The organism is Mycolicibacterium brisbanense, from assembly GCF_001570425.1.
GTDB classification, from domain to species: Bacteria; Actinomycetota; Actinomycetes; order Mycobacteriales; family Mycobacteriaceae; genus Mycobacterium; species Mycobacterium brisbanense.
In genome coordinates, this window is record NZ_BCSX01000040.1 from 84,697 (window position 1) to 105,142 (window position 20,446).

At 67.2% G+C, this 20,446-nt stretch carries 27 protein-coding genes; 7 read left to right on the top strand and 20 right to left on the bottom strand.

Annotated elements, in window-relative coordinates:
• Nucleotides 1-13 precede the first annotated feature (13 nt).
• The 10 genes from RMCB_RS22960 to RMCB_RS23005 all read right to left on the bottom strand — a co-directional run bounded on the left by RMCB_RS22960 (nt 14) and on the right by RMCB_RS23005 (nt 8,010).
• A complete protein-coding gene (locus RMCB_RS22960) occupies nt 14-547 on the bottom strand; it encodes a hypothetical protein (RefSeq protein ID WP_062830616.1) in 534 nt (177 codons plus the stop codon).
• Nucleotides 544-993 carry a hypothetical protein gene (locus tag RMCB_RS22965; RefSeq protein ID WP_062830617.1) on the bottom strand — a complete coding sequence of 150 codons (450 nt, stop codon included), beginning with the start codon at nt 991-993 and terminating at the stop codon, nt 544-546. Before RMCB_RS22965 ends, RMCB_RS22960 begins: the two co-directional genes overlap by 4 nt.
• Nucleotides 994-1,497: 504 nt before the next feature.
• Complete coding sequence (locus RMCB_RS22970; RefSeq protein ID WP_062830618.1) at nt 1,498-3,924, bottom strand: bifunctional DNA primase/polymerase; 2,427 nt, start codon at nt 3,922-3,924, stop codon at nt 1,498-1,500.
• Between the two features lie 126 nt (nt 3,925-4,050).
• Entirely contained in the window at nt 4,051-4,266 is a 216-nt protein-coding gene (locus RMCB_RS22975; RefSeq protein ID WP_062830619.1) for a helix-turn-helix transcriptional regulator, read from the bottom strand.
• A gap of 121 nt (nt 4,267-4,387) precedes the next feature.
• Nucleotides 4,388-4,726, bottom strand: coding sequence for a hypothetical protein (locus RMCB_RS22980; protein WP_062830620.1), 339 nt, complete (start codon nt 4,724-4,726; stop codon nt 4,388-4,390).
• Nucleotides 4,723-4,992, bottom strand: coding sequence for a hypothetical protein (locus RMCB_RS22985; protein WP_062830621.1), 270 nt, complete (start codon nt 4,990-4,992; stop codon nt 4,723-4,725). The genes RMCB_RS22980 and RMCB_RS22985 overlap by 4 nt, the downstream gene beginning before the upstream one ends.
• A 145-nt stretch (nt 4,993-5,137) precedes the next feature.
• Nucleotides 5,138-5,344: a hypothetical protein gene (locus RMCB_RS22990; protein ID WP_062830622.1), complete on the bottom strand. Its 207-nt coding sequence runs from the start codon at nt 5,342-5,344 to the stop codon at nt 5,138-5,140.
• Nucleotides 5,341-5,937, bottom strand: coding sequence for a hypothetical protein (locus RMCB_RS22995; protein ID WP_062830623.1), 597 nt, complete (start codon nt 5,935-5,937; stop codon nt 5,341-5,343). Before RMCB_RS22995 ends, RMCB_RS22990 begins: the two co-directional genes overlap by 4 nt.
• Nucleotides 5,934-6,239, bottom strand: a complete 306-nt coding sequence (locus RMCB_RS23000) for a helix-turn-helix domain-containing protein (RefSeq protein WP_062830624.1) — start codon at nt 6,237-6,239, stop codon at nt 5,934-5,936. The genes RMCB_RS22995 and RMCB_RS23000 overlap by 4 nt, the downstream gene beginning before the upstream one ends.
• 283 nt (nt 6,240-6,522) lie before the next feature.
• Nucleotides 6,523-8,010, bottom strand: a complete 1,488-nt coding sequence (locus RMCB_RS23005) for a recombinase family protein (RefSeq protein ID WP_062830625.1) — start codon at nt 8,008-8,010, stop codon at nt 6,523-6,525.
• 156 nt (nt 8,011-8,166) lie between these two features.
• Between RMCB_RS23005 and RMCB_RS23010 the strand changes: the two genes are divergently transcribed.
• Complete coding sequence (locus tag RMCB_RS23010; protein ID WP_062830626.1) at nt 8,167-8,508, top strand: DUF1801 domain-containing protein; 342 nt, start codon at nt 8,167-8,169, stop codon at nt 8,506-8,508.
• Between the two features lie 25 nt (nt 8,509-8,533).
• Here RMCB_RS23010 and arr read toward each other — a convergent pair whose 3' ends face one another.
• The gene (gene arr, locus RMCB_RS23015) at nt 8,534-8,944 is read right to left on the bottom strand and encodes an NAD(+)--rifampin ADP-ribosyltransferase (RefSeq protein ID WP_062830627.1); all 411 of its coding nucleotides are present in this window, start codon (nt 8,942-8,944) and stop codon (nt 8,534-8,536) included.
• A 9-nt stretch (nt 8,945-8,953) separates the two neighbouring features.
• Nucleotides 8,954-9,136 carry a gamma-glutamylcyclotransferase family protein gene (locus tag RMCB_RS36300; RefSeq protein WP_201028337.1) on the bottom strand — a complete coding sequence of 61 codons (183 nt, stop codon included), beginning with the start codon at nt 9,134-9,136 and terminating at the stop codon, nt 8,954-8,956.
• A gap of 260 nt (nt 9,137-9,396) precedes the next feature.
• On the opposite strand from RMCB_RS36300, the gene RMCB_RS23025 reads away from it, so the two are divergent.
• On the top strand, nt 9,397-9,795 hold the full coding sequence (locus RMCB_RS23025) for a VOC family protein (RefSeq protein WP_062830729.1): 399 nt from the start codon (nt 9,397-9,399) through the stop codon (nt 9,793-9,795).
• Between the two features lie 313 nt (nt 9,796-10,108).
• Here RMCB_RS23025 and RMCB_RS23035 read toward each other — a convergent pair whose 3' ends face one another.
• Complete coding sequence (locus tag RMCB_RS23035) at nt 10,109-10,489, bottom strand: nuclear transport factor 2 family protein (RefSeq protein WP_062830628.1); 381 nt, start codon at nt 10,487-10,489, stop codon at nt 10,109-10,111.
• A gap of 64 nt (nt 10,490-10,553) precedes the next feature.
• On the opposite strand from RMCB_RS23035, the gene RMCB_RS23040 reads away from it, so the two are divergent.
• Together RMCB_RS23040 and RMCB_RS23045 are read left to right on the top strand one after the other, a co-directional pair.
• Nucleotides 10,554-10,919 (top strand): hypothetical protein, encoded by a 366-nt coding sequence (locus RMCB_RS23040; RefSeq protein ID WP_062830629.1) that lies wholly within the window; start codon nt 10,554-10,556, stop codon nt 10,917-10,919.
• Between the two features lie 49 nt (nt 10,920-10,968).
• A complete protein-coding gene (locus RMCB_RS23045; RefSeq protein ID WP_062830630.1) occupies nt 10,969-11,715 on the top strand; it encodes a class I SAM-dependent methyltransferase in 747 nt (248 codons plus the stop codon).
• An 8-nt stretch (nt 11,716-11,723) separates the two neighbouring features.
• Here the strand turns inward: RMCB_RS23045 and RMCB_RS23050 are convergent, their stop codons facing one another.
• The 3 genes from RMCB_RS23050 to RMCB_RS23060 form a co-directional block, all read right to left on the bottom strand.
• Nucleotides 11,724-12,305 carry a DUF4232 domain-containing protein gene (locus RMCB_RS23050; RefSeq protein WP_084388583.1) on the bottom strand — a complete coding sequence of 194 codons (582 nt, stop codon included), beginning with the start codon at nt 12,303-12,305 and terminating at the stop codon, nt 11,724-11,726.
• 71 nt (nt 12,306-12,376) lie between these two features.
• Complete coding sequence (locus tag RMCB_RS23055; RefSeq protein ID WP_062830632.1) at nt 12,377-12,901, bottom strand: sigma-70 family RNA polymerase sigma factor; 525 nt, start codon at nt 12,899-12,901, stop codon at nt 12,377-12,379.
• A 105-nt stretch (nt 12,902-13,006) separates the two neighbouring features.
• Nucleotides 13,007-13,702, bottom strand: coding sequence for a hypothetical protein (locus tag RMCB_RS23060; protein WP_062830633.1), 696 nt, complete (start codon nt 13,700-13,702; stop codon nt 13,007-13,009).
• Between the two features lie 26 nt (nt 13,703-13,728).
• Between RMCB_RS23060 and RMCB_RS36090 the strand changes: the two genes are divergently transcribed.
• Nucleotides 13,729-13,896, top strand: a complete 168-nt coding sequence (locus RMCB_RS36090) for a hypothetical protein (protein WP_165606312.1) — start codon at nt 13,729-13,731, stop codon at nt 13,894-13,896.
• Nucleotides 13,897-13,959: 63 nt separating this feature from the next.
• Here RMCB_RS36090 and RMCB_RS23070 read toward each other — a convergent pair whose 3' ends face one another.
• Both RMCB_RS23070 and RMCB_RS23075 read right to left on the bottom strand, forming a co-directional pair.
• On the bottom strand, nt 13,960-14,742 hold the full coding sequence (locus RMCB_RS23070) for an adenylate/guanylate cyclase domain-containing protein (RefSeq protein WP_062830634.1): 783 nt from the start codon (nt 14,740-14,742) through the stop codon (nt 13,960-13,962).
• A gap of 54 nt (nt 14,743-14,796) precedes the next feature.
• Complete coding sequence (locus RMCB_RS23075) at nt 14,797-15,093, bottom strand: DUF4193 domain-containing protein (RefSeq protein WP_062830730.1); 297 nt, start codon at nt 15,091-15,093, stop codon at nt 14,797-14,799.
• A 239-nt stretch (nt 15,094-15,332) separates the two neighbouring features.
• Here RMCB_RS23075 and RMCB_RS23080 point away from each other — a divergent pair, with 239 nt between their 5' ends.
• Nucleotides 15,333-16,037, top strand: coding sequence for a PAS and ANTAR domain-containing protein (locus tag RMCB_RS23080; protein ID WP_062830635.1), 705 nt, complete (start codon nt 15,333-15,335; stop codon nt 16,035-16,037).
• An 18-nt stretch (nt 16,038-16,055) separates the two neighbouring features.
• Here the strand turns inward: RMCB_RS23080 and RMCB_RS23085 are convergent, their stop codons facing one another.
• Entirely contained in the window at nt 16,056-18,989 is a 2,934-nt protein-coding gene (locus RMCB_RS23085; protein ID WP_062830636.1) for an aminotransferase, read from the bottom strand.
• Nucleotides 18,986-19,846 (bottom strand): alpha/beta fold hydrolase, encoded by an 861-nt coding sequence (locus tag RMCB_RS23090; protein WP_109784396.1) that lies wholly within the window; start codon nt 19,844-19,846, stop codon nt 18,986-18,988. The genes RMCB_RS23085 and RMCB_RS23090 overlap by 4 nt, the downstream gene beginning before the upstream one ends.
• A 116-nt stretch (nt 19,847-19,962) precedes the next feature.
• Between RMCB_RS23090 and RMCB_RS23095 the strand changes: the two genes are divergently transcribed.
• Nucleotides 19,963-20,400 carry a VOC family protein gene (locus tag RMCB_RS23095; protein WP_062830638.1) on the top strand — a complete coding sequence of 146 codons (438 nt, stop codon included), beginning with the start codon at nt 19,963-19,965 and terminating at the stop codon, nt 20,398-20,400.
• Nucleotides 20,401-20,446 lie beyond the last annotated feature (46 nt).

Sequence of the window (20,446 nt, forward strand, 5' to 3'; positions counted from 1 at the left end):
GTGATTGATCCTCTCAGAGTCGCCGGGTGTTGCCCGGCTGCCAGCCGCGCGTCGCGTCGTAACCCTCACCGCTGGGCTGCGGTGCGGGGGTCGGGGTCGGCTCCACGTGTGCCTGTTGGGCGGCGGAGGCGAGCGCGGCCAGAGCCGTCACAATCGACACGCCCTGCAGCGGAGCAGGTTCGGCGTCGTCAGCGGCCTCCGCGTCACCGGAATCGTGGCTCTCTGCCTCGCTCGCCAACGATTGGGCCGGCAAGGGGTCATCGTGAGGGCCGGACGGTTCTAGCGGCTCTCCGGCCCGACGGCGCATGACAGCGGCCCACTCGGTGAGTTCGTCGGCGCTGAGTGCACCGAGGCCGACAGCTTGCCGGGCGACGTTGGCGTGCAGCTCCCAGAGCGGGTCGCCTTCGCCGACGACGGTGCCGAACAGCTCGCGCAGCTCGGAGACCGCCTGAGCCTCAAGGTCGCTCGGCGACAGTCGGCCCTCGGCGACGTCGTCGGCCAGCGACATCGCCGCCTCGACGGCATCGCGCTTGGTCATCGTGGTCATCGTTCGATCTCCTTCTGGTCGACTACCTCGGCGTCGAGCACCGCCAGCAGACGCTCGCGGTTCTCGGCGATCACCTGCGGCAGGGACGTGGTCACGTTGACGTTGACGGTCTCGCTGCCGATACCGAACCACTTGGCGAGGTCGGCATCGTTGGCGGCGAGGGCGCGGATCAGGGTTGCGACGGTGGAGTATTCGCGCGCCGCCATCGCCCGTTCCAACGCGAGCGTGCCCTTCTGGGTCCGGTACTGCTGGCGATCGCGCAGCCCGGCGAGCACCGCCTCACCGCCCGGCAGGGGGTTGCGCTTCTGGTGGGACTTGTAGGCCTGCTGCACCGCGCCGATCGAGCGGAACCCGAGTTCGTCGCGGATCACCGACCACGAGGCTCCCGCGACGTTGCGGAGGTACGCGACGCGCTCGGCGCGAGCCTGGCTGTCGGCGCGAGGCATGACGGGGGGCATACCTGATGACTACCTGATTTCGGCCCGTTCCTCTAGTACCCGACGCCGTCGGGTAAGTCGTTGAGCGGCAGTCCTTCTCGCCGCTCTCGCAGCTCTCCCGGCCCCGCTCCGCGACAGCGCGCCGAGGTCGAGAGCGGGAGCGAGACGGTCGCCGACCTCACCGCTCCCGCCCTGGTCGGTCTCGCGCACGCGCGCGCGACCCCTTTCCGTTAGGGGTTTAGGTTTTCTCCGAGGGCAAAAACCACTTCTGAGCTGTGTGAACAGGCAAATCTCGGAGAAAACCTCGGAGAAAACCTCTGACCGGGGCTTTTGCTTCGCGACCTGGGGAAATGCGCGGAAGCTCGGAGAAAACCTCGGAGAAAACCTCCGATACCTAGGGGTCGAGGTTTTCTCCGAGGGGCAAGACCGCCTCCGACCAGCGGAAACAGCGCCGACGACAAAACCTCGGAGAAAACCCCCTGCCGAGGTTTTCTCCGAGGTTTTCTCCGAGGCTCAGCAGGCCTCATCGCGCGGGCCGAAGCTGTCGGGGCACCCGTTGCCCAGCCATCGTTTGGCAGCTGCACGCGGTGCGGGGTTGTCGGTCACCTCGATCGTCTGCAGCGCCGCCTTGATGCTGGGCTTCTTGTCGAACTTCCCGTCGCGCTGCGCCTCGACCAGCAGCCGGTACACGCGGGAGTCCTCGGCGATGTACTCGGCGGAGCCGTCGACCGTCTTGCCGCCCTTGGGCCGACCGCCCTTCCGCGGGTCGGGCATGTCCACCCCGCCCGGTGCGCCGTGCAACCCCTTGGGCGGGCGGATGGTCCACGACAGCGACTCCGCCGCGTACCCTTCCGCGTCGCGCACCAGCACGCCCTCCGCGTCGTGCACGGGCGTGCTGGTCATCTTGAACACGCCCCACCGCCGGAGGTTGTCGCGCTTGATCTCGGCGTCGTCAGCGTCGTCGGAGTCCGGCGGGGCGGTCTCCCGGCGTACCGCACCGGGCCGGTCCTTGTGCACCCACAGCGACGACACCCCGCCCTCGCCGGGGGTGAACTGCTCGACGCGGAACACCCGAACCATCGCCCCGTTGAAGATTCGCGTCTTGCCGTACGCACCGACCGGCCCGAGCCGCCGCGAGTCGGCGTTCTTGGCGAGGTGGTCGATCAGCACCACCGCCGCCCCGGCCTTCGCGAGCGCCCCAGCGGTGAAGTTGAACGCGGTCGTCACCTCGTCGTTGCTGTTGCTGTTCAGGCCCATCAGCGGCAGCAGCTCGCCGACGCTATCCAGCAGCGCCACACCGGGACTCCACCGCTCCAAGTAGCCGATCACCTTGCCGAGGTGTTCTTTGTCCTCCGGCTCGACGTAGAGGAATCGGCTCGGGTCGGCGAGCAGCTCGGTCGGCACGCCCATCATGCGCAGCCGCTCGATAGTGGTGTCGACGCCGTTGTGGTCCATGTCGATGAACACGAACCGCCCACCGCTGCACAGCTCCTCGGCCCCGGCGGCGAGCGCAATCCACGTCTTGGCGGTCTCGGGGTCGCCGAACAACAGGTTGGTCTTGCCCCGGTAGAACAGGCACTTGCCGTCGCTGCGGGTGAGCACGCTCGGCACGGCCTTGGGCGCTCCGCCGCCCCGCAGCAGCGCGCCGACGTCCACGAACAGCCCGCCGCCCGGCCCCGCGTCGGTCTCGTCGCCGACGTCGGCGCTCTCCGCCTTGGCCTTGCGGTAGGTGTCGAGGAACGCGACCTCGGCGGCATCGTCCAGCGCCAGCGTGTCGTGGGCGTCGCTCAGCGCGGCCATCGCAGCCCCCAGGTTGTTGTCGTAGTGAATCGAGGTAACGGCCTGCAGCCGCGAGACCGGGAACGAGGCCTCGCCGCCTCTGCGCCACTCCTCGAACGGGTCGGCGTCGTGGTCGGTCCACACCTGCAGGTGCGGGTCGGGCGAGTCGTTGAAAGCGCAACCCGGCTCATGCGCGGTCGCCGATTTCGTGCTGGCGTGGGTGCCCGGCGCGGTCCACGTCTCGCAGCCGCAGCCGTCGGTCTTGCCCGTCGGGGTCCACTCGGTCGCCGCCAGAATCTCCGCCCAGGTGGTCTGCGCGCCCCACTTCTGCACTGAATCGCCGCCGCCGAGACCGGCCCGGCTCCGGTCGGCGCGCTCGGCACGCAGCCGTCCGGCATCGGTCATCGCCTCAGCCAGCCAATCGGGCAGGCCGTAGACCTCGCCGGTGACGGTGTACGGTCCCTCGGCGCGCACGCTCGGCGGAATCAGCGCATACCGGCGGTTCCACAGCACCGCGAACCCGTCGTCGTCACCGGCCCACGTCATCGCGCCGGGATTGTCGGGCAGCTCAACACCATCCGGCACGACGAACCAGTAGTGCCCGCCGTCGCTGTGCACCATCGTCCCGTCCGGCCCGATCTGGCCGGGGCTGCGCACCGTGGGCGCAGTGTCGGGGTCGACCTCGGCGACCCCGAACCACCGTTCCATCTGAGCGGCGGTGTCGCAGTCGACCACCACCAGCCCCGACCCGCCGACCTCCACAGCCAGGTTCACCGGCACCCCGTCGGGGTAGCGCGACGCGAACACCTTGACGTAGCGGGCCAGGCAGCCGTCGAGCGTGTCGACGTCGGTCGTCGCCAGCGCCAGCCCGGCGGGCGAGCGGACCTGCTTCCAGTCGCGCCGTCCTGCCTCGCGAGCCGCCTCCTGAGCCGCCCGGTCGTCGGCGTTGCGCCGCTGCGGCGTGCGCATGTCGGCGGGCAGCTTCGAGCCGGGGACGATGAACAGCACGGCGCACCCGGCCTCGGCCAGGCGGCGGATGAACTTGCCGACGGCCTCGTGGTCGGTGGCGTCGGCGGGCGCGTCGCCCAACAGCGCCGTCAGCTCAGTGGCTCGATCGGCACCCTTGCCGGTAGAATCGGCCTCGTTCTCCTTGGGAGACATGGTGTTGCTGCCTTTCTGAATTGGTGACTCGGATAGGTGCGCGGAGGCCTTCGTGGTTGTGGGCAGTCGCGAGCAGTTTGGAGACCCGCCCCTACCCCGAGGGGCGGGTCTCGCTGCATCTAGGGGTCAGTCACGTTGGGGAACAACGGTGTTCGCGGCGAGGTACGCCTCAATGTCGGCGACGCGGTACCTGATCCGGTGGGCGATCTTGACGTACGGGAGGCCGACACCCCGGTGCCGGTCGCCCCGCAGCGACGTCTCTTTCACGCCGATCTTGGCGGCGGTCTGCTTCTCGTCCAGGTACTCCGGCGCAACGGCGGCGGTTGTGGTTGTGGTGGTCACGGTCGGTGTCCTCTCGTGTTTGGCCGAACGGGGTTGTGCTATCTGACGTTACGTGTCGAGGGTGCAGACCTCCGCCGGGTCGGGCCGGAGTCACCCGACCTCGACGGGGTTGTGCGAGTGGCTATTTCGAGGGCAAGGGCTGCCCGGCGATGGCCGGAACCATCAGGTCACCAAGGTCGACGGCTGTGGTCACGCGGTAGACGCCGGGCGGTACGCCCTGCGGATTGCCCGGCCCGCAGATGTGATCGCCGTGGCGGCGGCAATCGAACGCCGGGTCACCCTCGACGGGCTCGGTGCCAGTGGCGGCGAACAGCAGATCGGCAAAGGTCAGCGACGTGCCGGTGCTGTGCTCGACGGCGGGTGCAGCCTTGCCGGTGTCGATGGGTGCGGCGATCAGCACGCCGACGGCAACACCTGCGGCGACAGCTGCGGTGGTGAGAATCGCGGCGCGGGCGCTCATCGTGCACCGCCGCTCTGGGCCTCGGCGGCGTAGAGGGCGGCCTCGTCAGCGGTGACCAGCCACGGACTGCCGGTCCCATGTTGTTCGGCAGCCCAGTCCGCAGCCCGCACGAGGTGGCACCCCTCGACGTCGGCCACCAGCGCGAAACCCTGGGCGTCCCAGGCGAGGACGGGCGTCTGATGGACGTAGGTGCTGTCCAGCCTGACGCAGCACGCCACGGTGCCGTTGGACTCATCGATTATCGGACGGGTCGTGTTACCGGCCATGATGTTGATACCCTTCTGTTGCTGGGGCGGGTGGTCTATCCACCCGCCTCTTCCCTTTGCCAGCCAAGGTGTCTCGGCTGATCGCGCCCGATCGGGGAGTCGAACCCCGGTGCCGCTCTGACCATCTCGGGCGGTCGAACTCGGCCTATGGAGCGGCCTCGGGGTCTGTCGGCAGCACGCCGCCGGGCGCGTCGTAGCGGGCGGCGAACTCCGCGTGCACCTCGGGAAACGCGCTGCGGAGCCGGGCGGCGTTGTGGGTGTCGGCCTTGCGGATGGCAGCCATGATCAGCGAGTAGAACGGCGGGTCGGTCGCGCCGATCTGCCGGGACACCTCGTAGTCGTAGAGGCTCATCGGGCACCGCCGCTCAGCACGGTGACGTTGTGATCACTCAGGCCGGAAGGGTCCACGACGTACTCGGATTCGCCCCGGCCACTCCGCTCCCCGATGTAGGCCAGCAGGTGCTCCGGAGCGACGACGGCGGTATAGACCTGCCCCTGCGCACGGCCTCTCAGACCGCCGTACGCGAACCGGCGGGCCATCTCCACGTCAGAGGTCCATGACATGCCGAAGCGGCCTTCGTGGGTGCATCCCCGGTACAGGACGACCGACTCGGTGGGCCGGTCGGCCTTTTCGCCGTCGTGGCTGTAGCCATTGGCGACGAACAGGTGCGTCCATATCTGCGGGTCATCGAACGCCCGCGCGGGGTACTCCGCATCCGACCACACGTCAGCCACGACGCCCGCCATGTCGGACCGGGACAGATCGAGCGTGCGACCGAAGTACAGGTCAAACAGCAACGCCGGGCCGTCGTTCCGGCCTGCACGGCTCACGGTCCGGTCGAACGCCGTGCGGGCGAGGGGCCGGTATGTGCGGCGATACCGGGCGAGATTGCGTTCACTGGTGTCCAGCAGGGTCGTGATCAGCTCAGCGGTCAGCGCGCTCATCGGGCACCGCCACTCAGCACGGCGCGGATGCGCGCGGCCTGGTCGTCGGTCAGCTCGGGCGCGGCGTCGACCAGGCGTTTGATCGCGGCGCGGTGATCGTGCGGTGCAGGCTGGCCGTCTCGTCGGGCGGATAGCCAGGCGTCGACCTCGACAGGATCGAAGTGCAGGCGGCGCTTCACGCGGTGCGCGGGCAGGCCTTCATGGGCGACCCAGATACGGATGGTCTGTTCGGACCGTCGCAGCCGCCGAGCGAGGTCGGCGGTCGTGAGGTAGGCGGGGATGTCAACGGTTGCGGTGGACACGCGGAACTCCGATTGCTCGGTACGGTTCCGCGTGCTTTACCTGGCTCGGCCCCCAGCACAGGCCGACCTCGGGAACACGCGCGGACACCCTCGGGTGCCCCTGAGTCTGAGGCCTCCGCGTCGCCGCATCTGACGGCTTCGCGGAGGCGTGCCGCTGGCTGCTGGGCGGCGTTGTAACGCGGCACGCTAGCGACGACTATAGCTCGCTATCGTTGAGTGCGTCTAGTCGAAAACTGTTGCACCGCAGACAATCCCGACGACGTCGGGATTCTAGTCGTCCTAACTATCGACGCCACTCGACGCGAACGGTGTTGGGGTCAAACGTCTTTGAGCCGCGCGTACCTCGGCGCAGCCTCACCTCGGCGAGCGCCTCGATGACGCTGCGGCGGGCCATGAGTGACGCCGACAGGAACGCCTCGGCGGGGTCGGGCGCGGCCAGCACGTCACCGAGCGCACCGCTGCCCGGCGTCGCAGCCTTGATCTTGCGGTCGACCTCGCTGAGTTGCGCGTTGACCTTCTCCTTGGCGGTGCGCCAACGGAGACCGTCGATGATGCCGTCGTCGTACTCGGCGTCGATCGTGTCCAGACGTGCCCGCAGCCGGTCCTGCTCGGCCCGTAGCGGTGCGGTGTCGACCTCCGGCGGGGCCAGCAGCTCGGCGGCATCGGGACGGCTCAGGCGCTCGGTGACGACCGCCGTGACGAACTCATCCACGCCGCGCGCCAGCGGGGCCTCGTGGTCGTCGTCGGCGACGATCCGCCGCACCCGAACATTGTCGACCGGGCCGTGGGCGCGGTTGACGCACGCGGCCTTGCAGCGATACCGGCCACCGCTGAACGACACGACCGGCTGGCTGCAGACGTCGCACACGAACAGTCCCGAGCCGAGGTGCTTACGGTCGGTGCCCTGCTGGGTGCGGCGGCGAGGGTCGGTGAGACGCGCCTGCACCGCGTCGAACACGTCGTCGGAGACCAGCGGCTCCCAGGTGCCAGGGGTCACCGTTAACGGCTCCACTGTGTCGCCCTTCCGGCGGGCCTCGCGAGCGTCGCGGACGGCGGCGTGGCGGTTGTAGGTCGACCGGCCCGCGTATCGCGGGTTGCTCAAGATGCCGTGGACGCTCGACGGGTTCCACGGCTTGCCGCTGCGGGCGGTGAGGCCTTCGGCCGTGAGCGCGGCGGCGATGCCTCGCAGCGACTCGCCGGAGTGGAACATCTTGAAGATGCGCCGCACCAGCTCGGCCTCGTCGGGCACGGTCTCACCCTTGCCGGTGTATCCGGTCGCTCGCACACCCAGCGGCGGGCGACCGAGCTTGGCGCGCTGCACGGCGGCGACCTTCTGCCGCGCGCTTTTGCGCTCGACCTCGCCGCGCGCGAACGCCATGCGCACACGGACGAACGTGCGGCCCGCGTCGGTCGTCAGATCGGCCTCGCCGTTTGCGGTCACGAGGTCCAGGCCGCGTTGCTCGGCGGCGTCCAGCCAGTCCTCCATCTGCCGGGGCTGGCGGGTGAGCCGGTCCATGTCATAACAGATCAGCGCGTCGAACTCGCCCGCCTCGTAGGCCTTCACCAGAGCGTCGTAGCCGGGCCGGTTCTTGCGGGCGTCGCTGGCACTGATCGAGTTGTCGACGTACTCGCCGACGACGCGCCAGCCGCGTTGCCGGGCGATGCGCTGGCACTCCTTGCGCTGCCGGTCAATTGCCAGCCCTTCGCCGGTGTGGTCGAGGGAAATGCGCAGGTAAAACACGGTACGGCGCGGTGCGGCGGTCGAGGTCATGCGATCAACTATAACGTTTATCGACGCGGTAATTTGGTGGAGTTCCGCTTCAACGTGTAGGACGCCGAGTGTGCAGAAGATGGCGAGAATTTCGCGAAATGTCGCAATCTTCTTCACGTTCGATGTCGGCCAGGTGTGCCTAGTACATTGACGGCTGTGAGTGGGGATTGGCGCAGCGAGCGGGTCGACGAGCTCCGGTCATTGATCAAACAAGCCGAACCCGATGTTGTCGAGGAGACGAAGTGGCGCAAGCCGTCGAACCCTGACGGCGTGCCGACGTTTTCCCTGGACGGCCTGATCTGCACGCTGGAGACGTACAAGGACAAGGTCAAGGTGACCTTCGCCAAAGGCGCGTCCTTGGACGACCCAGATCATGTGTTCAACGCGAGTCTCGACGCGGCAGTCCGGCGGTGCATCGATCTGCACGAAGGCGACGAAGTGGACGCCGACGCGTTCAAAGCACTCATCCGCGAGGCAGTGCGCGCCAACCGCGATTGACGCGCTGCGGTGAATCGCTTGAGGCTCAGTTGATGATCTCGCCGCGGCTGTCGGCATGGATTGCGGCCAGCCTGTCTCGCCACATTTGGAGAGCCTCGGGCGTCAGTCGCGTCCAATCCGTCACCTCGCCGACGATCCGAAGTGGCGCGCTACTGCGGTAGGACCGCGTGGGATTGCCAGGGAACTTCTTGTCGGTGACGTTGGGATCGTTCTCGAATTCCCCGGTCGGTTCCACCACGTAGACCCGCGGTTCACCGTCGCCGGGCGCGAGTTCAGCAGCGAGGCCCGCGCCGTCGCGCAGCGCGGTGAAGTAGATGTGGTTCATCACGATCTCGGGTCGGTAGTTGGACCGGAAACCGGCGGTGAGGTGGTCGCCCACCTGCAAATCCGCCTTTGTGCCGTGAAAGAAGGGTCCGTCGTCCAAAGGCTCGGCCATTCCGACAGGCTACAAACTGGATTGCCGTGACGTTTGTCCCGGATCGTCGACCAGCGCGTACACGTAGGCGCTCACTTCGCCGGCCTCGCTGCTCACCGAAACCGGGACGCGTCGATAGCCGGGCCCCTCGAATTCGTCGAGTCGCCGCCAGTGCGCCGGCAGGTCGGGGGAGACGAAGACGTGTACGGCCACCTCGGGCCTGAGTCGTCCAACACGATTCCCGGGTAGATGCGCCAGCCAGGCTCGTGCAGGTGCCCTCTGACCGATCCGCGGGTCCAGGTCCCGGAGAGCTCCTCGAGCACGTGTGCGTTCGAGCGGCCCGGGGCGAGCGTGCCGTATGTGGCCAGGCGGTGTTCCAGTCCGAGTCGGGCGGCAGGGCTCATCGCACGATTGTCGCCTGCCTGCCGATGGACCGGCAGGGCATGTCAGTGGTCGGGTCTAGCGTGCGCGGCATGAGATTTGTTTCGACCCGGATCATCACCGCCGATGTGTTGCAGCTGGTGACCTTCTACGAATTGGTGACGGGTTCCACGGCGGTATGGGGCAATGAGCTTTTCGCGGAAATCCCCACGGCTGTAGGAACTTTGGCGATCGGCAGCGACAAGACCGTGCCCCTGTTCGGAGCCGGGTCCGCCGAGCCTGCGGCCAATCGCACGGCGATCATCGAATTCATCGTCGACGACGTGGACGCCGAGTACGAACGCCTTCGCGGACAGGTTCCCGAGGTGGTGACCGAGCCGACGACGATGCCGTGGGGCAACCGCGCACTGTTGTTCCGGGATCCAGACGGAAACCTCGTCAATCTGTTCACCCCGGTCACCGAAGCGGCACGCGCAAAGTTCGCGGTCTAGCAGGCAGCCGAAACGGTGAACGCCCAACGCGGGCACTCCGCAGTTTGCGGCGCGCCGACCGCTGGACCTGGCCCGCAGCCACGAAGACCAGCAACGCGACGGCCTGCTGTCCCAGCGCAGACCGAGGTGTGCGCCGCCACCAGGGCGGAGAAGGCGTCACGGTGCGGCGGCCCAGCCGATAGCCGAGCCACATCGCTGCGGCCGCGACGCAGATCAGTTCGAGGGCCACCATGACGTGAGCCTGTCGGGTCACGGTCGCAGGAAGGTCACAGACGAGGCACACCTTGATGCCCGTTCGCGAGCAGCGACCCCGTCATTCGAGGTGTTCGACCCATTGTGCGCGCGATGGCCCTGGTTCGAACGGATCACCGAAATACTGTGTCTCCCGGACAACTTCGCCGTCTTCGAACTCCATGACGCTCACCACGTAGAACGGCTGACCGTCGTAGGTCAAGACGAGTTCGCTGACCCAGAGATCGCCGCCACCGAGGATGCGTCGGACCGTGAAACGTTTCGCGTTCGGCTGGGCTTCGCGCGAGGACTGGATGTTCTCGCGACCTCTGATCCGTTCGCCTGACTGCGGATACTCGAGCACCGCGTCGGCTCGGTAGATCCGGTGCTCGGCGTCGAAGTCGTTGACGTCCGAGGCTGACCAATGGGCTTCGAGTGCGCGCCGCACGTCGGTGTTGTTCATGACGGCAAGTCTCCCGCGGAATGTGAAAACGTCCATGTGACGGCCACGGGGCTATGGTTGAAGTGTGGTTGACGACCGCGCCCGCACGTCTGCTGAGGTTCGACGCGAGTCCGCTGCGCTTGATGAGCGCGAGGAGGCTCTCGATCACCGTGAGGCGGAGGTCAGAAGGCGTGAACTGCTTGCCAACAGGCGAGATTGGATCGCTGACGAGCGGGAACGGATCGCCGACGAGCGTGAACAGTTGGCTGATGATCGTGAGCAGCGTGCCGACGAGCGCGAAGGTACACCCGCAGAGCGTGAGATCAGTCGGCAGCGACGCGTCGACGAACGGCAGGATCGCGACGAGGCCGCGGCCCGGCGCGAGCAAGCCGACATCGACCGGGAGACGGCTGAGACCGAGGCTCTGGTGAATTTCGTTGACACTGACTAGGTGTTGCATCTGCCCCGTCGTGGCGTCATCGGCGACGTAGCATTTTTCGATGGGCTTTGACGTCTCGCCGGAGGCCTACGGACGTTACATGGGCCGCTACGCCGAGCCGCTCGCGGAGGTTTTTGGTGCCTTCGCCGGGGTCGTGGCGGGTACCGCGGTGCTCGACGTGGGGTGCGGTCCCGGGGCGTTGACGGCTCGGTTGAAGGCAATCGGTGCCGATGTCATGGCGATCGATCCGTCGCAGTCCTTCGTAGACGCGATACGCACGCGGTTTCCGGACGTCGACGCGCGTCTCGGCACCGCCGAGCAATTGCCTTACGACAGTGGCACTTTCGACGCGGCACTCGCACAGTTGGTGGTGCATTTCATGTCTGATCCGGTGGGCGGGATCAGACAGATGGCACGGGTGACGCGGCGTGGAGGCGTGATCGCGGCGTGCGTGTGGGACGGGCCGACGGGCGCGTTGGCGCCTTTCTGGGACGTCGTGCACACGATCGACCCTGCTACTCAGGATGAAGCGCTACTGTCCGGGGCGCACAGGGGGCACCTTTCCGAACTGTTCGACGCCGCAGGACTGCGCGACGTAACGGAGGACCCCATCTCGGTCGACGTCGTGCACCCCAGCTTCGAGGAGTGGTGGGAGCCCTACACCTACGGCGTCGGTCCCGCCGGCGACTACGTTCAACGACTCGACGATGACGGCCGAACACGGCTCGCCACCGTCGCCCGTGAACGCCTGGGTGATGGGCCGTTCACCGTGACGGCCACCGCCTGGGCCGCCCGCGGGACGGTGTGAGACGACGCTCAGTCGACCGAACTGACCGTCGCACTGCAGATGGGCAATGCGGCGTTGAGGGTGTGGGGGACATCAATGCCCGGTGCGGTGACCACCACGGTGCCGATACGCGCGCACGATTTGCCGGATGCCGTGTCGATGGCGGACGCCTGGATGTCCGCATTCGCGGTATCACCAGGGTTCAAGGTCAGTCGGTGTGCCGCCGCTGCGGGACGCCGGTCGACGTGAACCAGGACGCCGCCGGCCGCGGTCACCAGATCGACTCCCGGGTAGCCGACGAGGGTGCACGGGTGCGTCGACGTGTTCTTGAAGGACACGGCCAGCCGGCGCATGGTGTCGGCCGATTCGACGTCTCCATTGGCGATCGCGAGATCGGCGTCGGTGCACAGGCCGAGTTCTGCGGGCACGTTGGTCGCAGATGAAGCCGGTGGGGCCGGTGTCGAAGTCGCCGGAGAACTCGCCACAGTCGTAGTCGCCGCGGATTCCGACGAGGGCGACGACGTCGATGAGGTTGGCGTCGGGGTGTTCTGGGGCGACGCCGAACAGCCCGCGATCAGAACGAGCGTCAGCAGGGGCAGCAACCGATTCATATCCCACTCCAGGCCGCGGTTCCGTCGGGTCCGGATGAGTATGTACCTTGCGCGGCTGTCGGGAGCCGGGTTCAGGTGTTGGTGCCGCACCCCATCTCGAGCAGAATGAGCCGCAGCCGCCGCAGGGCGTAGTGCAACCTCGATTTCACGGTGCCCTCGGCGATGCCAAGGTCGTCGGCGATCTGCCGGGTGGTCCAGCCGAGATAGAAGGAGCGGCTGAGGACGGCACGGTGGGTTTCGGGCAGTTGCGTCAGCGCCTCGGCGAGCAACATTCGGTCCAAGGCGGCGTTCACCTCATCGGCTCCCAGTTCATCGGGCAGCTCCGGAACCTCGGGAGAACTGATCTCACAACGAAATCGGGCCGTTCGGCTGCCGTCGATGACGATGTTACGGGCGACAGTGAACAGCCAGGCTCCTACGGGTGGCCCGCCCTCGGTGGACAACATGTGACGCCAGGCCCGCAGCAACGTTTCCTGCACCACGTCCTCGGCCCTGGTGTGATTGTTGGTGAGGCGGAAGGCATAGCGGCGCAACGGGGCGGCGTGGTGATGGTAGAGCTGCATCATCTGATCGCTCGGGCGCTCGGCAGTCAGCATCCGACACCTCCGGTTGGGTTGCTGAACCCAGCCTTCCCGCGGACACGGAGGAATTCCTCGGTGCTGGCCGCAATCCGCTATACCTGCCAGCAGGTATAGCGACGCTCAGTCGAGAGTGACGGAGATCTCATCGCCGAGTTGATAACCGCGCGTGAGCGGCAACCGGTCACCGCTCCAGAACGAGCCCGGGTCGAAATAGTTCTCCCGCTTCTCGGTGTTGATCAGGCCCATTTCCTCGTAGGTGATGGCGACGGTCTCCGCGCAGTACGCGGTCTCCAGACCGGCTTCGCGTTTGCGCGCTTTGTCCCGCTGAGCTGATTCGCGAACTTTCTTGTGCACGAACGGCATTCCACGGGTGAAGTCGCTCACGATCGGCAGCCGCCCACGCATCCACCGGCCCGTCAGCCGTGCGGTGGTCGGAAACGCGGTGCCGTTCATCCGGGCCACCACCTTGAGCAGTCGGTCTTCCTGCTCGCGGGTGGCGAACGGCGTGAGCTGACGCAGCCAGCAGCGCTGCCCGTAGTGGTTCATCCACTGCTCGACCACCTCGCGGGCGTCATTGAGCTGCACACCGCGGTGATGGGTGCCGGTCCAGAGGTCCACCAGCTTCTGGCCGAGTTCGGCATGCCAGATCAGCGGCGGGAGATCGTCGATGGCCACCGTCATCCCGACGTGATTCACCGGGGCGTTGGTCAGCGTCTGGATGGCGCGGTCCGGCCCGGAGCCGCCTCGGAACAGCCAGATGTCGCCGGTCCGCGTCTCCTGCAATGCCCGGCTGAGGGAGACCGTGTGTGCGTTCACCCGGGCAGCTTATGCAGAATCTCGTCATGAAAAGTCTTTGGAAGTGGATTGGTCTGGCCGGTGTCGCCGGAGTGGTGGCCGGCGGCGTGCTGGTCGTCCGCGACCAACGCAAGCGCAACGCTTACACGCCCGACGACATTCGGGCCCGGCTGCATCAGCGGTTGGCCGACGTTGACGCCCCGCCGGCGAGCTGAATCCAAACCGTGAGTTGCGTTCAGGCTGAACCTAACTCACGGCGTCGCAACCGGAGCTGCCGTTCAACCGATGGCATATAGCCGGTGTTGCCCGGCGAAGCCTTTCAGCTCGACGTCGCGACCCTCGGCGAGCGCGATATCGTCGTGGCCGGCAAGGGCGTCCCGGACCGCTTCGCTGACGAGCGTCTCGCCGCCCTGCGCCTGCGCGGCCACCCGTGCGGCCATCGCCACGTTGCGGCCGAACAGATCGTCGCCGCGTCGCACTGACCGGCCGCTGTGGATGCCGATGCGGACGCGGATGCCGTCTGGCTCCCGCCGCATGGCGCGTTGCAGGTCGACGCCACAACGCACGGCCTCGACCGGCTGGGCGAACGCGATCATGTACCCGTCGCCCTGGTTCTTGACCACATGACCGGAGTGGTTCTTGACGCACTTCTGGACCAGTCGGTCGTGCCGGCCCAGTAGTCGGACCCAGGCCCGGTCGCCCATTTGTTCGTTGAGTGCGGTGGAGCCCTCGATGTCGGAGAACAGGATGGTCACCTTGCCGTTGGGCGCCAGCCGGGCCAGGTCGGGCCGTTCGACCTCGGCCCAGTCGGCCAAATCCTCGATGGACGAGCGCACCGCGGCGCCGAACCCCTCTTTGCGCAGGATGTTCGCGGTCTGCCAGACGGTCTTGACGGCTTCGCGGCTGCCGGACAGCAGCATCGCTCGGGTGTCGGTGCGTCGTCGCAGCGCCTCGGCTTCCTCACGGCTGCTCTGCAGCCGCCGCCAGACCATGATCAACGCAACGGCTTCGGCTGCCGCGACAAGGCCGAGTACGACGATGGCAATGAGGGCGAGGCTCACCGCATCAGTATTGGATACCGGAGTGTGCCCGCCGACCAACGGGCGGGGGTGTCGCTACGCGACGCAGTCCCGGCAGATCGGCCCGGCGAGCCCACTGCGGGCGAGCCGGCTGCGGTGTTGCACGAGAAAGCACACCGCGCAGGTGAACTCGTCTTCCTGGATGGGAACGACGTGGACCGATAGTTGCTCGCCGGACAAATCGGCGCCGGGCAGCTCCAACGGTTCCACAGCCTCGGATTCATCTAGATCAAGTTCGCGTCCGTGTGGTGCCGGCCCCGGCAGGAATTCGGGTAGGGCCTGTTCTGAGCCGCCGGCGGTGTCTGCCCGTCGTGCGTCGTAATCGACTGCCATGGCCAATCCCATCTTCTCCATGCCCCAGCTACGGGGCAATCACGCGCCGACCCAACGGGTACCCCTTTTGGCGGAACGGAATCATGGGCCATTGAATCCCGACCCCAAGCGGCGTAAACCGTATGGCAGGGGCTGGCCGCGCGCAGTGGCCGCAGGTGGTGGCGCGCAACGCGTAGGCAGCGTGTGTCTCTCCGAGAAGGGGGCGTGACGTGGGGGCCACCCGACAGCAACTACCCGGTATGTCTGACCCCGGCCCGGGGATTCCTGTCGAGCGGATCGCGGCGCAGGACGGGAACTCACCCCGCGTGGGCCGGTTCTCGTTCTACTTCACCGACGAACGCTGGGAGTGGTCGCCCGAGGTGGCCGCAATGCACGGCTATCCGGCCGCCATCATGACCACGACGACGGAAGTGGTGCTCTCCCACAAACATCCCGACGACTACGAGCATGTGGCGGCCACGCTCGACGCGGTGCGCCACGGCCGTCAGACCTTCAGCTCCCGCCACCGCATCATCGATACGCGCTCCCAGGTGCACCACGTGGTGGTGATCGCTGAACAGCTGACGGATGACACCGGCGTGGTGATCGGCAGCACCGGCTTCTATGTCGATATCACCGCCGCGCTGCAGCAGCAGCAGCGCGAGCAGCGCATCGATACTGCCCTCGCCGCGATCGTCGAGCACCGCGAGAGCATCGAACAAGCCAAGGGCATGCTGATGCTGGCTTACGGGGTGAATGCCGATGCGGCCTTCGACCTGCTGCGCTGGCAATCGCAGCAAAACAACGTCAAACTGCGCCCGTTGGCCGAACAGATCGTGGCCGACTACCTCGAACTGGCCCAGTCCCAGCCACGCCCAGACCGGGCGGACTATGACCGTCTGCTGCTGACCGCACACCAGCGAGTCGGCACCGCTTCCCAGGGGGCCGACCGCCTCCTCGACTAGGCCACCCTGCCGAGTCGTCTACCAGCCTTCGGTCAACACCCGGTCCAGGGCGTCGGCGTAAAAGTCCGCGCCGGCAATGTCAATGCACAACGGAGGCTTGGTTTTCAGGATGTTCTGGTGATCGCCGGTGGGTTGGATGATGACGCCGAGCTCGAGCATGCGATTGCAGATCAGCGTGGTTTCCTCGGTGGCGGGTTCGAGGGTCTCGGGGTCCCGGATCATCTCGACGCCCAGGTACAGGCCGACGCCGTGCACGGTGCCGATGATCGGATGCTTGGCGGCGAGGGCCTGCAAGCGTGACTTGAGATGGGCTCCGACGTCAACCGCGTTCTGCTGCAAGCCTTCATCGTGAAGCACGTCGAGCACCGTCATGCCGATGGTGCACGACAGTGGGCTTCCGCCGGTAGAGGAGAAGAAGTAGCCCTGACTGCGGAACGCCTCGGCGACCTCGCGGCTGGTGACGACCGCCCCCAGTGGATAGCCGTTGCCGAGTGACTTCGCCATCGACACGATGTCGGGCACGACGCCTTGCTGCTGGAAGCCCCAGAACCAGTGGCCCAGACGGCCGTAGCCGACCTGCACTTCGTCGGCGACCGCGTAACCGCCGTTCGCCCGGACCGCGCCGTAGACCTTCTCCAGATAGCCGTCCGGCAGTGCCATGCCGCCGGCATTGCCGTAGACCGTCTCGCAGATGAACGCCGCGGGCGCTCGCCCGTCGCCGGCCAGCTGTTCGATCTGGGCCACCGCCTCGTCGGCGTACCGTCCGACGTCAGCACCCCGGTACTTGCCGCGGAAGCTGTTGGGCGATTCCACGGTGTGCACCCAATTAGGCCGGGTGGCAAGCGCATTCGGGTTGTCGGCCGTCGACGTCGAGACGGCGTCGGTGCCGTAGGTCCAGCCGTGGTAGGCCTCGCGCATCGCCACCACGTCAGGGCGGCCCGCTGCCGCGATGGCCAGGCGCAACGCGAGGTCGCTGGCCTCCGAGCCGGAGTTCACCAGGAACACGGTGTCCAGGGGTTCGGGCAACAGGCCGGCCAGGCGCTCACTGAACTCGACGACGGCGGCGTAGTTGAAACGTGAGTTGGTGTTGAGCCTGCGCAACTGGCGCCCGGCCGCCGCGGCGATCCGCGGGTGGGCGTGCCCGAGCACCGTGACGTTGTTGACCATGTCGAGGTAGCAGCGACCGCTGGTCGCCATCAGAAAGTGCCGCCAACCACGTTCGATCTGCGGCGGCCTGCGGTAGTAGTGCTCCTGCACCGGCGCGAACGACTGGTCGCGACGCGCGATCAGGTCGCCGTCCGTCGAGGCGGCCAGCACGTCCAAGCCCAGGAGTGGACGCGGGTCACGGCTCAGCGCCAGCCATCCCGGTGCGAGGGCCGGTGTGGTCAGCGGCGGTGCCTCCGGTGCTCCGACCGGCCGGACAGCCAACTGCACCCATCGGCCGGCCTCGGCGATGCCCAGGGTGCCGTCGTCGGCCGGGGCAGCGATCCCCGAGACCGTCAACTCGACGTCGCGGCCGCGCAAAGTCACGGAATCCGGTGTGCGGGCAACGATTTCACCGTCGAACGGGGAGGCCAGCGGTACGGATTCGGCGGCCCACAGGCTGATCCCGGTCGGCACCACGGCGGGCTCGGCCTGGCTGAGGGCGGGGGCCCGGGTGATCCGGGGCTGGCCGAACTGGGTGAGCACCAGTCGGGCCCCGTCGGCCACTGCGGCCCTTGCGAGTTCGTCTTCGAGGTCGGGCCGTAACCACGCGCCCGGTACGAATCCGGAATCGAGCGCGTCCGAGGTCACCGACAGGTCCAACGTGGTGACGTCGGCCGGATCGAGTCCGGCGATCAGCGGCGTGGCGGTCTGCAGCGGGGCGACCGGGGCGCTGAAACCCAGATCGGCCTTGATCAGCTCGGTCATCACGTCCATGGGTACCGAGATGGCCTGCTCGAACATCCGCCATTCACCGTCGGATTGCTCGGTGATGTAGGCGTTGTCGGGGTCGAGCGCCGCCTGCTGCGCGCCGCTGACGATCAGGACCGCCGTCCGCAGAACGAGCAAGGGCCACAAGACTTCCGCCTCGGCGGCAGTCAACGGGCGGATCCGGTGGAATGCCCGCACGCCCGGCAGGATGTGCGTCGGGCCGTTGCCGGGATGCTGCAGCACCGAGGACAACGTGATCGCCAGTTCACCGACCGCCCAGCTGTGGGTCAGGTCGCCGAGGTCGATGATCCCGTCCGGACGCACGGTCCCACCGGGCGCGTGCGACACCACCACGTTGGCGTCGGTCAGGTCCATGTGAATGGCTTGTCGGGGCAGCGCGTCGACGTGCGGTTCGACCCGGGCCCAGGCGGATTGGGCCGCGGCGAGGATGCGATCGCGGGCACTGTCGTCGGCGACGTGGGAGGCCAGCGTCGTGACCACCTCAGCCGCGTAGCGCAGGTCCCACTGCAGGATGCGGTCCAGGCCCGGGTGGTCGAACCCGGCCAGCGCGCGGGTGACGCGGGCGGCGACGTCACCCAGTTCGGCGATGGTGTCCGGGGACAGGTAGCCCGCCTCGATCAGTGCGCCTCCGGGGAGGTAGCGCAGCAGCCGCACGTACGCCGTACCCTCGACCAATCCGGTTACCTCAGTGCGTATCTCGCCGCGGATGTTGGGCACGGGGACCGCAACCCTCAGTCCCGGCTCGGTCGTCGCGATCAGGTCGGCTGCAAGATCTTGAGCGGTCAGCTCGGTCTCGTTGAATGCCGGGTTGGCGATCTTGAGCACGCCGACAACAGCGTCACCCTTAGTCACCAGGAAGTTCTTGTCCTGTTGGCTGCCCAGCGATTTCGCCTGTGCCTCGATGCCGAAGTGGGTTGCGAGCAGCTCCTCGGCCTGCGCGTCGGTGACCTGGGGCGCGGGCAGCCCGGACTCGGTCAGGAAGTTGAATCCGACGGTGTTCACACGCTCAGTGGTCATCGGTTCACGAACTCCACGACAACTTCGGTGAACGCGTCGTTGTCGTCGCCTGCGGCGGTGTGCCCCGCTTCGGAAAGCTCGGTGAACTCCGCGGCGGGCACCTTCTCCAGGAAGTCCTGGACCCCTTCGGTGCTCACCACATCCGACAGCTTTCCGCGGATCAACAGGATCGGGACGGTCAGGTTCATCGCTGCATGCTCCAGTTTCTCTACCCGCATGAACGGGTCGTCTTCGGGTTTGGTCAAGAATGCGGGATCCCAGTGCCAGTACCATCGGCCGTCGCGCAGCCGCAGGTTCTTCTTCAGTCCTTCGGCGCTGCGCGGTTTGGTGCGGTGCGGCAGATACTCGGCGACGGCGTCGGCCGCCTGCTCCAGCGAGTCGAAGCCGTGCACGTGGTTGAACATGAAATCGCGGATGCGGGCGCTGCCACTTTTCTCGAACCGGGGCACCACGTCGACGAGCACCAGCTTGGTCACCAGGTCCGGCCCTGCCTCGTGCGCGGCGAGGATCCCCGTCAACCCACCCATGCTCGCGCCGATCAACACCACAGGCCGGGCCAGCTGATTGAGGATCTGCACCACGTCGCCACACAGTGCTTCGATCGAATAGTTCGCGCTGGGGGAGCGGTCACTGTCGCCGTGGCCGCGCGAATCCAGAGCGATGACACGCAGTCCCTGGTCAGCCAGGATCTGGCCGGTGTTCTTCCAGGAGTGCCGGTTCTGCCCGCCGCCGTGCAGCAACAGCACGACTGGCCGGTCGGGGGGTGCGTCGGCGTTCCATTCGTCGCCCACCAAGCTGAGGTCGTCGACCCCGCGGAACGTGACGACGCGTGATTCGCTGTGTTTCCCGGTGCTCACGGACATTCCTCTCGGCCGCCCCCGTGCGTACGTTACCCAGGGCCGCGGTGAGTTTCGGCCGCAGGGAGGGTCTGTTCCGGAAACGACACCCGCCGAGCATGCCAAGGAGAGCTCAAATGCCACCCATCACGCCCGCCCTCTGGTTCGACGGTCATCTCGCCGAAGCCGCCGAGTTCTACCTCTCGGTGTTCCCCAACTCGTCGATCGAAGAGCTCAACGACGTGTCGGTGGTTTTCGTGCTGGACGGCCACCGGTTCATCGGCATCAACGGCGGCCCGCAGTTCCCGTTCACCGAGGCGGTGTCGTTCATGATCGACTGCAAAGACCAGGACGAAGTCGACTACTACTGGAACCGCCTCACCGACGGCGGGGAGGAATCGCAGTGCGGCTGGCTCAAGGATCGCTACGGGTTGAGCTGGCAGGTTGTCCCGGACCGGCTGTTCGAACTGATCGGTGATCCAGATCCGGCAAGGGCGCAGGCCGCGACCAAGGCGATGATGGGCATGCGCAAACTCGTGGTCGCCGAGTTGGAGGCGGCGGCCGACGGCGCATAGCTCCGTGCGCCGACAGCCGCCCACCGGGCACGACGCTGCGGCACGT

What these genes read in the sequence shown, in the direction of transcription:
- RMCB_RS22990 (WP_062830622.1), bottom strand. Translation starts at nt 5,344, where the DNA reads ATGAGCCTCTACGACTACGAGGTGTCCCGGCAGATCGGCGCGACCGAC.
- RMCB_RS22980 (WP_062830620.1), bottom strand. Translation starts at nt 4,726, where the DNA reads ATGAGCGCCCGCGCCGCGATTCTCACCACCGCAGCTGTCGCCGCAGGT.
- RMCB_RS23045 (WP_062830630.1), top strand. Translation starts at nt 10,969, where the DNA reads ATGGGCTTTGACGTCTCGCCGGAGGCCTACGGACGTTACATGGGCCGC.
- RMCB_RS22970 (WP_062830618.1), bottom strand. Translation starts at nt 3,924, where the DNA reads ATGTCTCCCAAGGAGAACGAGGCCGATTCTACCGGCAAGGGTGCCGAT.
- RMCB_RS23025 (WP_062830729.1), top strand. Translation starts at nt 9,397, where the DNA reads ATGAGATTTGTTTCGACCCGGATCATCACCGCCGATGTGTTGCAGCTG.
- RMCB_RS23035 (WP_062830628.1), bottom strand. Translation starts at nt 10,489, where the DNA reads ATGAACAACACCGACGTGCGGCGCGCACTCGAAGCCCATTGGTCAGCC.
- RMCB_RS23050 (WP_084388583.1), bottom strand. Translation starts at nt 12,305, where the DNA reads ATGAATCGGTTGCTGCCCCTGCTGACGCTCGTTCTGATCGCGGGCTGT.
- RMCB_RS23095 (WP_062830638.1), top strand. Translation starts at nt 19,963, where the DNA reads ATGCCACCCATCACGCCCGCCCTCTGGTTCGACGGTCATCTCGCCGAA.
- RMCB_RS22965 (WP_062830617.1), bottom strand. Translation starts at nt 993, where the DNA reads ATGCCTCGCGCCGACAGCCAGGCTCGCGCCGAGCGCGTCGCGTACCTC.
- RMCB_RS23005 (WP_062830625.1), bottom strand. Translation starts at nt 8,010, where the DNA reads ATGACCTCGACCGCCGCACCGCGCCGTACCGTGTTTTACCTGCGCATT.
- RMCB_RS23080 (WP_062830635.1), top strand. Translation starts at nt 15,333, where the DNA reads ATGTCTGACCCCGGCCCGGGGATTCCTGTCGAGCGGATCGCGGCGCAG.
- arr (WP_062830627.1), bottom strand. Translation starts at nt 8,944, where the DNA reads ATGGCCGAGCCTTTGGACGACGGACCCTTCTTTCACGGCACAAAGGCG.
- RMCB_RS22995 (WP_062830623.1), bottom strand. Translation starts at nt 5,937, where the DNA reads ATGAGCGCGCTGACCGCTGAGCTGATCACGACCCTGCTGGACACCAGT.
- RMCB_RS23085 (WP_062830636.1), bottom strand. Translation starts at nt 18,989, where the DNA reads ATGACCACTGAGCGTGTGAACACCGTCGGATTCAACTTCCTGACCGAG.
- RMCB_RS22960 (WP_062830616.1), bottom strand. Translation starts at nt 547, where the DNA reads ATGACCACGATGACCAAGCGCGATGCCGTCGAGGCGGCGATGTCGCTG.
- RMCB_RS23075 (WP_062830730.1), bottom strand. Translation starts at nt 15,093, where the DNA reads ATGGCAGTCGATTACGACGCACGACGGGCAGACACCGCCGGCGGCTCA.
- RMCB_RS36090 (WP_165606312.1), top strand. Translation starts at nt 13,729, where the DNA reads ATGAAAAGTCTTTGGAAGTGGATTGGTCTGGCCGGTGTCGCCGGAGTG.
- RMCB_RS23055 (WP_062830632.1), bottom strand. Translation starts at nt 12,901, where the DNA reads ATGCTGACTGCCGAGCGCCCGAGCGATCAGATGATGCAGCTCTACCAT.
- RMCB_RS22985 (WP_062830621.1), bottom strand. Translation starts at nt 4,992, where the DNA reads ATGGCCGGTAACACGACCCGTCCGATAATCGATGAGTCCAACGGCACC.